Raw genomic sequence first — 13,019 nt, 5'->3', positions numbered from 1 at the left:
ACATTCAAAGATACGCAGACGTCCGCCGCAAGCCTGGAACCGGCACGTCGGCGTAGGGCGCGTTTGCGCAGGAAGGGCGCGCTAAACAAAGGGCGCGCTAAACAAGATGTGTTTCGCCTGATAATGCGAGGCCCTCTATGATCGATTCCCGGCGGCAACACCGCAAGGAAACGGCTTTGGCAGGAGAGTGAACCGGTGCGGTTGAGATTCGTCCCTCTGGGCATCGTCCCGATCCTCAGCCTCCTCGTCGCCGTCATTGCCTTGACGGTGTCGGCTCGATCCTCTGCCGCACCGTCTGATATTCCGGCTTGGCTGCAGGCTCATGTCGGCGACAGCGACGGTCAGATCTCACAAGTGGTCCTGGAACGGGCGCGCGCGCTTTACCAGAAGAAGGTCGCACAAGGTGCCGTCAAGAACCCCTGCTACTTCGCCATGGATGCGACCCGCCCCAGCGATCTGGGCAATGGCGTTCTGGGCCGCCGCTATTACGTCGTCTGCGAAGCCAGCCAGTCGTTTCGCGCGATTTCGTCGGGCCATGGCAGCGGCCGGAATTTGAAAGGCGTCGTCGATTTTTCAAATGGCAAACGATGCGCGAAGAACTTCGGCAATGCGATGGATTCGTCGTTGACGGCCGGCGGCGGCTACATCACCCGCGAGGCGAAAACCTCGTTCAAGGGCTACTACCGCACCAGCGCGAAACAGGACGTGGCTTTCCAGCGCACCTTCATACAGTTCGACGGCGAAGGCGAAGCCGCGAACGCCAGACAGAGGGTGATCGGCGGCCACGCGGCCCAGGTGCTGCACGGAATGTGCCTGCGCAAAAACCCGAACAGCTCACATGCCGACCACGATGGCTACGTGCCGTTCGGCAAGCTGGTGGACTACGCCGGCGGCCGCAGCAATGGCTGCACCAGCTGGTCGCCGGCGGACGCGCAACAGATCATCCCGATGGTCAAGGACAACCCGACGACGCTCTACATCTACCCTGAATCGCGCGACATCGCCGCGGTAGCGGCCAATCGTTCGCAGTCGGGCGCCTATTGGAACGTATCCTGCCTGAAGGAAATCGGCACGCCGAAATTCTGGCCGCGAAAGACCCTCGAGCCGATCATCGCTCAATACAGGAAGGATCACCCGGCACCGCCGCCGCAGCCGGTACCGATCTGCAAGGGGCCGTGAAGCTCGCTCCCCTGGAGCAACTTCAGGAAAAGTGTGAAACGGTTTTCCGTCCGGAATTGCGTCAAAACAAAGGGTTAGAGCAGTTCGCCGTTTCCGTAAAACGGCGAACTGCTCTAAGTAGACTGCGGACTTCAAGTACCATCCATGTCGTGCTCCAGCTCAGCTCAGAAAGCCTAGCACGGCCTGCGGAAGCGCATCCCGAGGACAGCCGCGTGCTGGGAAAAGCCCTACTGCAACAGTCCCTTGACGATGCCGCTCGCCTTGCCGAAATCCATCTGGCCGGCATATTTCTGCTTCAGCGCGGCGATCACCTTGCCCATGTCCTTCTGGCTGGCCGCACCCGTCGCCGCGATCGCCTCGCGCGCCGCAGCCTGGATGGCGGCATCGTCCAACTGCGTCGGCAGGAAGGCGCGGATGATCTCCATCTCGCCGCGCTCCTGCGCGGCCAGTTCCGGCCGCTTGCCGTCGTCGAAGGCCTTGGCCGATTCCTCGCGCTGCTTCACCATCTTGGCCAGGATCTGCAGGATTTCCTCGTCGCTGGCCGGCTCCTTGGCCGAACCGCGATTGGCGATGTCGCGGTCGTGAATGGCGGCCTGGATCAGCCGCAATGTCGGCAGCCGGTGCTTGTCCTGCGCCTTCATCGCGCTCTTCAGGGATTCGGCGATTTTGCCGCGCATGGTGCATTCTCCTTCGATCGGCGCGGACAATAGCGCCGGGGGCGAGCCAACGCAAATCCTGATATGCCAGGACAAGCCTCTGATATTGCTTGATGAAATAAATCGGATCCGCATTTCGCATGATCATTGACCGCCCTGCCCCCTTCCCCTATGTACTGGGCCTTGCATGAACTGAAGCTTGACTGCGTGGAAGTAGCGTATTCGCTGCTTGGCGCCGTTTGCTGCGCGGATGGCCCGCCGGGCCTATGGAAGCGCGCAGCCCGATAGGAGTGCCGCCATGGCCGAGATGACCGCCGCCTCGACGCCCGCCTGGGCAACGGAAAAGCCGACCGCCCTTCTGGTGCTGGCCGACGGCACCGTCATCGAAGGTCGCGGCCTGGGCGCCACCGGCTCCGCCGTCGCCGAAGTCTGCTTCAACACGGCGCTCACCGGCTACCAGGAAATCCTCACCGACCCGTCCTATGCAGGCCAGATCGTCACCTTCACCTTCCCGCATATCGGCAATATCGGCACCAATGACGAGGACATCGAGGACCTCAATCCAGCCGCCCGCGCCGGCGCCGTCGGCGCCGTGTTCAAGGCCGATGTCACCAACCCGTCCAACTACCGCGCCGGCACCGGTCTCGACCAGTGGCTGAAGAAGCGCGGCATCGTTGCGCTCTCAGGCATCGATACCCGTGCGCTGACCGCGCTGATCCGCGAAAAGGGCATGCCCAACGCCGTCATCGCGCATGCGCCCGATGGCGTGTTCGACCTCGACGATCTGAAGCGCCGGGCCGCCGCATGGTCTGGCCTGATCGGGCTCGACCTCGCCAAGGAGGTCACGTCGGGCCAGTCCTCGGTCTGGCGCGAGACGCCCTGGGTCTGGAACGAAGGCTTTGGCGAGCAAACCGAACCGACAATGCATGTCGTTGCCATCGACTATGGCGTCAAGCGCAACATCTTGCGCCTGCTCGCCGGCCTTGGCGCCAAGGTCACCGTGGTTCCGGCCAAGACCGGCGCTGAAGAAATCCTCGCTATGCAGCCGGACGGCATCTTCCTCTCCAATGGCCCCGGCGACCCGGAAGCCACCGGCGATTATGCCGTGCCGGTCATCCAGGACCTGTTGAAGACCGACATCCCGGTATTCGGCATTTGCCTGGGCCACCAGATGCTGGCGCTGGCGCTGGGCGGCAAGACCGCCAAGATGCATCAGGGCCATCACGGCGCCAACCATCCGGTCAAGGACCACACCACCGGCAAGGTCGAAATCGTCTCGATGAACCACGGCTTTGCCGTCGATGCCGACTCGCTGCCATCAGGCGTCGAGGAAACCCACGTCTCGCTGTTCGACGGTTCGAACTGCGGCATCACGCTCACCGGCAGGCCGGTGTTTTCGGTCCAGCATCACCCCGAGGCTTCGCCCGGCCCGCAGGATTCGCACTATCTGTTTCGCCGCTTCGTCAATCTGATCCGCGAAAAGCGCGGCGAGGAATTGCTGGCCGAACGGGCTTAGCGGACCGCGCGCAGCAGCGCGGCGTAGTTTTGGGGGCAAAGACATGTGCAAGAATACGAACCTGCATGCCGCGGAAGAAGCCCTTGAAGACGCCACGGATGTGGCGATCTACGACGAACGGAAGGCTGAGCTCAAAACCGAAAAGGCCCTGCCCGCTGACGTGACCATGGATATTTTGCGGGGCCGGCTCACGCACGCCGAATTGGCGCAGATCAATATTCGGCATTCCAAGTGAATGAATTGACCACTAAATCCTCGACGAGGAAGCTTTGACCCTTCGAAGGCAAATCGCGTGACTTCGACATTTGGCTGAGACCTGCCTCCCGTCGTCATCCACGGGCGGAGCAAGGAGCGTAGCGACGCGGCGCAGACCCGAGGATCCATGCCGGGACTCCTGAGCGCCGCCACGGTTCAGAATTCTGCTCCGCTGCGCCTTCGTCTAAGGTCACGGCATGGATCCCAGGGCCTTCGCGACGGAGCTTCGCTCCTGCTTCGCCCGGGGATGACGAAGTTGGGGGCTTCAGCCAATATCCATGGAACAACAGTCCGCAAAAGCGAATGATGGATAGTGCCGCCGGCAGACCTCCAAGCGGCACGAACCCTGCCCTTACGCCACCGGCCGGCCTTCGCTGGCCTCCAGGATGGCGAACCATTGCTGGCGGTCGAGCACGATGTCGAACGCCCCGACCATGGCGGCCAGCCGTTCCGGCTTCATCGAGCCCAGCACCGGCACCAATCGAGCCGGATGGCGCAACAGCCAGGCGATCGCCACGGCAGCCAGATCGCCGGCACCGATCTCGGCGGCCACCGCCGCGAGTGCCGCCCGGACCCGCGCCTCGCGCCCCTCCTTGCCGGTGAACAGCGAGCCGCCGCCGAGCGGTGACCAGATCATCGGCGCATAGGAAAGGCGCTGCGCGTGGTCGAGGCTGCCATCGATCAATGCTGACGTCTTCAGCACCGACATTTCGATCTGGTTGGTAGCCAATGGAAACGACAGCCGCGAGGCCAGCAGATCGAACTGCGATGGCGTGAAATTGGAAACACCGACCGCCCTCACCTTGCCGGATTTGACCAACCCGGCCAGCGCCGCAGCGGTCTCGTCGGCATCCATCAGCGGGTCCGGCCGGTGCAGCAGCAACAGGTCGAGATAGTCGGTACCGAGATTGGCGAGCGAACGGTCGACCGAGGCCGCGATATGGGCAGCACTGGTATCATAGTGCTTCAGCCGGTTGTCCGGCCGGTTTGGCGATTTCAACATGATGTCGCATTTCGAGATCAGCTCGATGCTGTCGCGCTTGCCTTTCCAGCGCGCCAGTCCCGCACCGAAGGCCGCCTCTACCTCGTAGTTCCCATAGATGTCGGCATGGTCGAAGCTGGTGAGGCCGAGATCGACGGCGGTGCCGATCAGCCGCGCGACCTGATCGGCATCCGGGCGGGCGGCGCTGTCGAGCAGACGCCAGGCGCCGAAGACGAGGCGCGACAGCGACAGTCCGTCCCTGGTAAGCGCGATGCGGCCGTCTTGGCTCATACCTGTGCTCCATCTTCGGCGACGCCGGTGGTGACATTTGTGCGCGCCACGGGCCTTGCCACTTTCGTGACGAAGACGATGACCGCCAGCGTCAAGAAGCACGCGCCGAGCAGATAGGGCGCGCCGCCGAAGGTCACGGGCGCGTTCGGCCCGGTGAACCAGGAAAAGATCGCCGTATAAAGCAGCGGCGTGATGATCGAGGTGATCGAGAAGATCGAGGTCATCGCGCCCTGCAACTCGCCTTGCGCCGAAGGCGGCACCTTGGCGGCGGCGAGGCTCCTCAGCGGTGGATCGGCCAGCGCTTCGAGACAGCCGACGACGATCACCGCATAGATCATCCAGCCTTGCGACGCGAAAGCGTAGCCGAAGGCGCTGAGCGCGGTGAACGCAAGACCGATTACCGCCGTCTTCCACTCGCCAAGCCTGGGGATCACGCGCGGCAGCACCGTGGCCATGACGATCGCGCCGCACAGGCCGAAGGCGCCGAGCGAGAAGCCGATCTGCTGCTCGCTCCAGCCATAGCGATAGTTGGAAACGAACGACCAGACCGCCGGATACATCATGTGCCCGAGCGTCATCAGGAAGAAGGTGAGCCCGATCCAGCCGATGCCCTTGTATTGGCGCATCTGGAGGAGTGTGCCGACCGGGTTGGCGCGTTTCCACTCGAAGCGGCGGCGGTGCTTGTCATCGAGCGTTTCCGGCAGGAAAAACAGCGCAATCAGGAAGTTCACGAAGGCGAGCCCGGCGGCAAAATAGAACGGCACGCGTGGCCCGAACGTGCCGAGCAGCCCGCCCAGAACCGGACCGATGACAAAGCCGACGCCGAAAGCGATGCCGAGCAGGCCGAAATTCTTCGCCCGGTTCTCATCGTTCGAGATGTCGGCGATGAAGGCTGAAGTCGTCGAATAGCTGGCGCCCGAAATGCCGGCCAGCACACGCCCGATGAACAGCATCGGGTAGGACCAGGCGACGGCGCAGATCAGATTGTCGATCGAAAACGTCAGCACCGAGGCGAGCAGGATCGGCCGCCGTCCGAACCGGTCGCTCAACCCGCCCATGATGGGCGCAAAGACGAACTGCATCGCCGCATAGACGAAGAACAGCCAGCCGCCTTCGATCGCCGCGCCGCTGATGCTGACCCCGGTCAATTCCCTGAGATAGGCCGGCAGCACCGGCATGATCATGCCGAAGCCGATGATGTCGAGCAGCAGCGTGGTGAAGACGAGCGCGAGGCCCCGTCTGGCGGTTTTGGGGTCGATCATGATGGGTCAAGCTCCTCTGCTCGCCCTGGGGCGCAGGCGGACGCACCTTATAAGCGAGCCCGCCGCAAGGAACAATAAGGGAACAGGCTGGATGCTTTCATCCTGACATCACCTGACGGCACCTCGGCCGTCAGGTCAGCGCCCGGAAGCAGGTATTCAAATTGGGCCGCTCAGCGTGTTGCAATCCGAAAGCTTGCCGCTCTTGTAGCCGCGCGCCAGCCAGGTCTGCCGCTGCTGCGAAGTGCCGTGGTTGAAGCTTTCCGGAACGACGTAGCCCTGCGTTTTCTTTTGCAGCGTGTCGTCGCCGATCTGCTTGGCGGCATTCAGTGCGCTCTCGATGTCGCCCTGCTCCAATATGCCCTTCTGCGCGGTGTAGTGAGCCCACACGCCGGCGAAGCAGTCGGCCTGAAGTTCGATGCGCACCGACATCTGGTTGGCCTCGACCTCGCCCATGCTTTGCCGCATCTGGTTGAACTTGGACATGATGCCGGTCAGGTTCTGCACGTGGTGGCCGACCTCATGCGCGATCACATAGGCCCGCGCGAACTCGCCCGAAGCGCCGAACTGCTGGTCGAGCTGCTGGAAGAAGGTCATGTCGAGATAGACCTTGTGGTCGCCGGGACAGTAGAACGGTCCAGCCGCCGCGGAGGCAAAGCCGCAGGCCGAGCGGACCTGGCCGGAAAACAGCACCAGCTTCGGGTCCTCATAGGTCAGCCCCTGCGATTTGAAGATGCCGGTCCAGGTGTCCTCGGTCTCGGCCAGCACGGTCGCCACGAACTGCTTCATCTCGTCATTGGCCGGTGTGGCACCGTTGTCCTGGCCGCTGTTGTCGGTGATCTGGCCGCCGCCCGGCAGCAGGCCACCATCGCCGCCACCCAGGATCGTCGACGGATCGAAGCCGAAATACCATCCAGCAAGCACCACCAGGATGACAAGGAAGATGCTGCCGCCGCCACCGGTGCGGCCGCCGATCGGAATGCGGAACTGACCAGGGCTGCCGCCGCCGAGCCCGCCGCCGCTGTCGCTGCGGTCGTCCTCGACATTGTCACTCTGACGACGGCCCTTCCAGAGCATGGCAACTCCTCGCGCTGCGAACTTCCCCGTTGTTCCGGGGCTCAACCCAACAAACAATTATCCCAATGGTTGCGCCAAGTCACAGCATTTTTCCAGACTGCTGGGTGCTGGCATTGCGGCTCCAACACTCTGGCCGAGAGTGCACAAGGCCTGTAGCATTGCCCATACAATGGGGACGTGTTGGGCTTGAGGACGATCGGTTCATTCCTGTCGCTGATTGCGGCGCTGTTTTGCCTGGGCTCGCCGGCCGCCGGCGCGGTGACGCTCGATTCGAGCGTTGCCGTCACCGACCCCGCCACCTTGCAGGCGCTCGAGCGCGGCGGCTTGTCGATCAGCCGCCTGCTTGGACCGGCGCTCGGCCTGACCCGCGAGGTCGACAATCGCGGCCTGTTTTCGGTGCCGGCGCTGGCTACGGTGCGCGACACAGTCAAGCTTGAGATCGCTGACGAGCCGAAGACCAGCCCCGACCCCTATGTCGCCGCCATGGCGAAGTCGAAGGACACCAGCCAGAAATTCAATCCGAAATACATCGATGACGACGGCTCGACGCTCGACTTGACCGGCGTCGTCAATCGCATGGATCGCGGCTATCTCGGCCACACCGAATGCGGCGAGATCCGGCTGATCTACCGCTTCCACTATTCAGTGGCGGAAAAGCCGGCCAAGGGAAAGGCGGGTCAGCGCATCTCCTCGCGCCTGCCGCTGACCATGAGCCTGGTGTTCAATGCCAAGCCCCGCAAAGCACAGGCCCGCGCCTCGAAGGATTTGCCTGCTGCCACCGACGTGTCCTGCGCTGATGTTGCCCAGCGCTGGCTGGCAGCCGGGAAAAAAGACCTGCCACCCGACCAGCTTGCCGCCTGGCTGCGCTCCGACGAAGGGCCGCTGTCCGGCGCCATGCTGAATTCGTCGCAGATCATGCGGCTCGAACTCAACATGCAGGTGCTCAGGCTGTCGGCCTCGACACGGCGCGATTTCGGCGGCCACGCCGAGTACCTGCTGAAAATCTTCAAATGGAATCCGGCGACGTCCAGCTTCTATGAAGCGAAGATGGAAAACCAGATCGACCGGGCAACAGTCATGGCCGACAAGCCGGCCTTCGCCAAATGGCTGCTCACCGACCGCAACATCTACGACCTCGATCGTGGCCGGCTGGTCATCGACGAAAAGTTCCTGGCCAGGAGCGCCGTCTCGGTCGCCCCCGGCGGCCTCAGCCGGTCGCAGAACAACATCGCCTATGGGCTGGTCGACGACGACGATATCGACAAGGCGCTGAAGGACTATGTCGCCAAAGGCAACACGCTCACCACCATCAAGTCGGTGGCCGGCTTCGAATTGCGGCTCAACGAGATGAGCTGTACCGGCTGCCACCAGACGCATGGCATTGCCGGTTTCCACTACACCGGCGCCGATCCGGCCAGCGAGCCGCGCCGCAACGCCGTCTTCGTGCCGGGCTCGGCCGTCTTCTTCGCCGACCTGCCGCGCCGCCGCGCCATCGTCGAGCAGTTCGCCGCCGGCGGTCATCCGGATTTCACACGCGGCTTCGCCGCCCGTCCCGACGCGAAATATGCCGAGGCGCTGAAAGGCACCGACCTCTACAATGGCTGGGGCTCGATCTGCTATCGCGGCGAGGATCCAAGCTTCAAGGACTGGAGCTGCGGCACGGGCCTGCGCTGCGCCGGCGTCCATGAAAGCGCCATCCATCCGGGCTTCGGCACCTGCGTCAGCGAGGCCGGCACCGCGGTCGGCGACCCCGTCGAGTTCGGCGAGATCAAAATGTCGACCTGGGGCAACGACCAGTATTGCCGCCTGTCGCCGGCCACCGCCAAGGCCTGCGCCATCGACCCCGCGAAGGACAAGAAGCCACCGGTCAAGCTCGCCGGCTATGGTGCCGCGCGCCAGCGCTACGACAATCCGCAGCAGAAGACCGGCGGCTTTCCCGGGGGCATGCTGCGCAAGGCAAGCTGCGACAAGCTTCCCGACGAGGCGACGTGCGGGCGTCTGGCCAAGACCGGCTTCAATGACTGCATCGCGTCGGGCAAGGACCACAAATTCTGCACCAGGGAGTTCACCAAGACCGCCGGCCTGCGCGCCTGCGACAAGGCGCATCCCTGCCGCGAGGACTATATCTGCACGGCAGGCTATGACGATCTGGCACAAGCGAAAGCCGGCAAGGGCACCTGCATCCCGCCCTATTTCATCTTCCAATTCCGCGTCGACGGCCACCCGCGCAGCTGGGTACAGGACGTCAGGGAGTGAGGGGCCGGTTTGCCGCAGGCAAATTGAAAGGTCCACTGGACCTTTCAAAGGACCCGAACGCCCGGAGCCACAGCGGAGGGCCAAGCGATGCTGCCCGCGACGAAAGCGCCGCCACCACCTCCCGGCAGACGGCTTTCGCCCAGACCACTGACGTCAGCCTGACAGGCATCTAGTCTCTCTGCTTGGCGCCGGCGCTTTTGCCGTCGGAACTTTTCGAACGTTCCTCGAAACGCGCCGCACCCTTTTTCAGCGGATGGCCGGTTTCGGCCTCGGTCTTGCGTTCGTTCTTCGCCGCCGCCTGTTTCAGTCCTTTGGCAGCCTGCTTGCCCTTTGCGGTCGGTGCCTGTTCAACGCCCATCGCTTCCTCCCTTGCCGCGCGACTTGCGCGGTGTCAGGAGCAACGTGCTTAGCGCGCGAGGGTTCCGGGAGGCTGGGGAAATCCGGCGGCGAGCGGTTCAGCGCGGCGCCGTCATCGCCTTGCGGAAGGCTTCCAGCGTCTCGGCGCTGACATGATGTTCGATGCCCTCGGCATCGATCCGCGCCGTTTCGGCACTGACGCCGAGCGAACGCAAAAAAGCTTCCACCGTCTGGTGGCGAATGCGGCTTTCCTCGGCGACCTTGCGGCCAGCGTCGGTCAGGAACACGCCGCGATAAGGCTTTCTCAATACCAGCCCATCGGCGCACAGCCTGGTCAGCATCTTGGCCACCGTCGGCTGTGCGACGCCGAGCCTTGCTGCGATGTCGACCTGGCGCGCCTCGTTGCCGTCCTCGATCAAGTCGGCGATCAGCTCGACGTAATCCTCGACCAGCGCGCTGCGGCGCGCTTCGCGCGTCTGCCGGAAGCCCTCCGAATGGACGTTGGCGTCAGGCAGCGGCTCGCGCGGGACCGGTCTGTTCTTCAGCGCCACTACGCGCTCCTCCTCGGAGTTTTAGCCGTCGCTGCTTTTATAGCACGGGCTCTGATTCTTCAGGCCGTTTATTTACATTCCGCCACGGGTGCAACCGGCGTGCCCCCTTCGCACGTTGACAGCAGTCCGATAAAAAGCACGAACAATAAAATATAGCATATTGCATAATGTTGAGCCATGGCATAGCTTAAGGCAACATCGCCCAGTCTCGCGGAAAGCCCTCCCTCATGTCCGAAGTCGAAGCCACAGCCCCCCGTTCCTCTTGGCGGTTCGCCAGGCCGGACGAGGACGAGCAGCCCAGCCTGCGCGAAGTCAATTCTTCCATCGCCGTGCCGAATTCGGGCATTTGGTTCCGTCGCCTGTTCGCCTTCATGGGTCCCGGCTACATGGTTTCGGTCGGCTATATGGATCCGGGCAACTGGGCGACCGACCTCGCCGGCGGCGCGCAGTTCGGCTACACGCTGCTGTTCATCATCATGCTGTCCAACCTGATGGCGATCCTGCTGCAGGCATTGGCAGCACGGCTCGGCATTGCCACCGGCCGCGACCTTGCCCAGGCCTGCCGCGCCTATTATCCCCGTCCGGTCAACTTCGTGCTGTGGATCGCCTGCGAACTGGCCATCATCGCTTGCGACCTGGCCGAGGTCATCGGCACCGCGATCGCGCTGCAGCTTCTGTTCGGCATCCCGCTGATCGGCGGCGCCATGCTGACGGCGCTCGACGCCTTCTTGGTGCTGCTCCTGATGAACAAGGGCTTCCGCTATCTCGAAGCCTTCGTCATCGCGCTTTTGATCATCATCTTCAGCTGCTTCGCCATCCAGATCTTCGTCGCCGCCCCGCCGGCCGGCTCGATCCTGCATGCCATGTTCGTGCCGTCGTCGGAGATCGTCACCAATCCGGCGATGCTCTACATCGCCATCGGCATCATCGGCGCCACCGTCATGCCGCACAATCTCTACCTGCACTCCTCGATCGTGCAGACCCGCGCCTATGAACGCACCGACAAGGGCAAGCGCGACGCCATCAAATGGGCAACAACGGACTCGACCATCGCCCTGATGCTGGCTTTGTTCGTCAACGCCTCGATCCTGATCGTATCGGCGGTCGCCTTCCACAACACCGGCCACCAGGACGTCGCCGAGATCGGCCAGGCCTTCGAGCTTTTGTCGCCGCTGCTCGGCCTTAGCATCGCCTCGATCCTGTTCGCGGTGGCGCTGCTGGCTTCGGGCCTCAACTCGACGGTGACGGCAACGCTGGCCGGCCAGATCGTCATGGAAGGTTTCCTGCGCCTGCGCATCCCCAACTGGGCACGCCGGCTTCTGACGCGCGGCCTCGCCATCGTCCCGGTGGTGGTCGTCACCGCGCTCTATGGCGAAAAGGGCACCGGCCAGTTGCTGGTGTTCAGCCAGGTCATCCTGTCGATGCAGCTGCCCTTCGCGGTCGTCCCGCTGGTGCAGTTCGTCTCCGACAAGAAGAAGATGGGCAACCTCGCCATTCCGCGCGGCGTCGCAGCCCTTGCCTGGGTGGTTGCCGCCATCATCCTGGTGCTCAACTTCAAGCTGCTTTACGACACCATGTTCGGGGTGGGCTGAGCTCCGCCTCGCCGGGAAAATCGACTACCCTCTGTGCATAGGGTAGTGCCGCGACAAATCGGCAATCCGCGCTATGTTCTCCGGCATCATGACCCGGATCGAAGATATCAGGAAATTCTACGCGCGGCTGATGGCCGCCAATGCCGGCTCGCCCGACCCACGCTTGGAGGCGGTTTTCGCCGAGGTGCCGCGCGAAGCGTTTCTCGGTCCCGGACCGTGGACGATCATCGCCGGCAACGGCAAGGTCACGACGCCGAGCGCCGATCCGGCGCACATCTACCAGAACGTGCTGGTGGCGCTCGACGACGACAAGGGCATCAACAATGGCGAGCCCTTCCTGCACGCCATGTGGATCGGAAAGCTTGCCCCGAGGCCCGGTGAGGCCGTTACCCATATCGGCGCCGGCACCGGCTACTACACCGCAGTGCTGGCCAGGCTGGTTTCGCCTGGCGGCACCATCACCGCTTTCGAACTCGACGAAAAGCTCGCCGATCTCGCGCGACAAAATCTCGAAGCCTATGGCAATGTAACCGTCGTCCATGGCGATGCCGTGACGACGCCGTTGCCGCCATCCGACATCATCTATGTCAATGCCGGCGTCGCAGCACCGCCGGCCGGATGGCTTAAGGCGCTGCGACCAGGCGGCCGCATGATCTTTCCCTGGCGCCCGGCCGAGCGCGTCCCGCTGGCTGTGATGGTGACCCGCACTGAAAACGGCTTCGTCTGCGATCCATTCATGCGATCGTGGTTCATTCCCTGTGTCGGCGCCTCGGTTGCGGACGCTGCGGCGACGATCCCGACGCGCGAGCAGGCCGCGAGCAGCCGCTCGATCTGGTTGGTGCAGGACAAGGCGCCGGACCGCACCGCCACCGCGATCTTCGGCGATGTCTGGTTCTCATCGAAAAATCTCGACGCCAGACCTAGTACCAGACCTCGCAGATGACGGTGGCTCGCCAAAATTTCATATGCCCTGTCGGGCCGGAGACCGGTGGCCCGTCCTTGGGGTGAAGTCCGGCCACGACGGCGTGGATCCGAGAAACGGGAGCAT

General features: G+C 63.4%; 12 protein-coding genes. 6 read left to right on the top strand and 6 right to left on the bottom strand.

Features of this window, described 5'->3' with window-relative positions:
• Window positions 1-195 precede the first annotated feature (195 nt).
• On the top strand, window positions 196-1,179 hold the full coding sequence (locus ACZ89F_RS03565) for a hypothetical protein (protein ID WP_476090427.1): 984 nt from the start codon (window positions 196-198) through the stop codon (window positions 1,177-1,179).
• Between the two features lie 227 nt (window positions 1,180-1,406).
• On the opposite strand, the gene ACZ89F_RS03560 is transcribed toward ACZ89F_RS03565, so the two are convergent.
• Window positions 1,407-1,856, bottom strand: coding sequence for a GatB/YqeY domain-containing protein (locus tag ACZ89F_RS03560; protein WP_127264753.1), 450 nt, complete (start codon window positions 1,854-1,856; stop codon window positions 1,407-1,409).
• 277 nt (window positions 1,857-2,133) lie between these two features.
• Between ACZ89F_RS03560 and carA the strand changes: the two genes are divergently transcribed.
• Both carA and ACZ89F_RS03550 read left to right on the top strand, forming a co-directional pair.
• Window positions 2,134-3,351, top strand: coding sequence for a glutamine-hydrolyzing carbamoyl-phosphate synthase small subunit (gene carA / locus ACZ89F_RS03555; RefSeq protein ID WP_476090426.1), 1,218 nt, complete (start codon window positions 2,134-2,136; stop codon window positions 3,349-3,351).
• A 43-nt stretch (window positions 3,352-3,394) separates the two neighbouring features.
• Window positions 3,395-3,586 (top strand): hypothetical protein, encoded by a 192-nt coding sequence (locus tag ACZ89F_RS03550; protein WP_476090425.1) that lies wholly within the window; start codon window positions 3,395-3,397, stop codon window positions 3,584-3,586.
• A gap of 372 nt (window positions 3,587-3,958) precedes the next feature.
• Here ACZ89F_RS03550 and ACZ89F_RS03545 read toward each other — a convergent pair whose 3' ends face one another.
• From ACZ89F_RS03545 to ypfJ, 3 genes are all read right to left on the bottom strand, one after another.
• Complete coding sequence (locus ACZ89F_RS03545) at window positions 3,959-4,879, bottom strand: aldo/keto reductase (RefSeq protein WP_476090424.1); 921 nt, start codon at window positions 4,877-4,879, stop codon at window positions 3,959-3,961.
• Complete coding sequence (locus tag ACZ89F_RS03540; RefSeq protein WP_476090423.1) at window positions 4,876-6,141, bottom strand: TCR/Tet family MFS transporter; 1,266 nt, start codon at window positions 6,139-6,141, stop codon at window positions 4,876-4,878. Before ACZ89F_RS03540 ends, ACZ89F_RS03545 begins: the two co-directional genes overlap by 4 nt.
• 156 nt (window positions 6,142-6,297) lie before the next feature.
• Window positions 6,298-7,215, bottom strand: a complete 918-nt coding sequence (ypfJ, locus tag ACZ89F_RS03535) for a KPN_02809 family neutral zinc metallopeptidase (protein ID WP_476090422.1) — start codon at window positions 7,213-7,215, stop codon at window positions 6,298-6,300.
• A gap of 177 nt (window positions 7,216-7,392) precedes the next feature.
• Here ypfJ and ACZ89F_RS03530 point away from each other — a divergent pair, with 177 nt between their 5' ends.
• Window positions 7,393-9,471 (top strand): hypothetical protein, encoded by a 2,079-nt coding sequence (locus ACZ89F_RS03530; protein WP_476090421.1) that lies wholly within the window; start codon window positions 7,393-7,395, stop codon window positions 9,469-9,471.
• Between the two features lie 169 nt (window positions 9,472-9,640).
• Here ACZ89F_RS03530 and ACZ89F_RS03525 read toward each other — a convergent pair whose 3' ends face one another.
• The gene (locus ACZ89F_RS03525; protein WP_476090420.1) at window positions 9,641-9,829 is read right to left on the bottom strand and encodes a hypothetical protein; all 189 of its coding nucleotides are present in this window, start codon (window positions 9,827-9,829) and stop codon (window positions 9,641-9,643) included.
• 97 nt (window positions 9,830-9,926) lie between these two features.
• Complete coding sequence (mntR, locus tag ACZ89F_RS03520) at window positions 9,927-10,379, bottom strand: manganese-binding transcriptional regulator MntR (protein ID WP_476090419.1); 453 nt, start codon at window positions 10,377-10,379, stop codon at window positions 9,927-9,929.
• Window positions 10,380-10,606: 227 nt separating this feature from the next.
• On the opposite strand from mntR, the gene ACZ89F_RS03515 reads away from it, so the two are divergent.
• A complete protein-coding gene (locus ACZ89F_RS03515; protein ID WP_476090418.1) occupies window positions 10,607-11,971 on the top strand; it encodes an Nramp family divalent metal transporter in 1,365 nt (454 codons plus the stop codon).
• Window positions 11,972-12,059: 88 nt separating this feature from the next.
• On the top strand, window positions 12,060-12,914 hold the full coding sequence (locus tag ACZ89F_RS03510) for a protein-L-isoaspartate O-methyltransferase family protein (protein ID WP_476090417.1): 855 nt from the start codon (window positions 12,060-12,062) through the stop codon (window positions 12,912-12,914).
• Window positions 12,915-13,019 lie beyond the last annotated feature (105 nt).

This window comes from Mesorhizobium sp. USDA 3734 (genome assembly GCF_056279665.1).
This window is presented reverse-complemented; position numbering and strand designations above follow the sequence as displayed.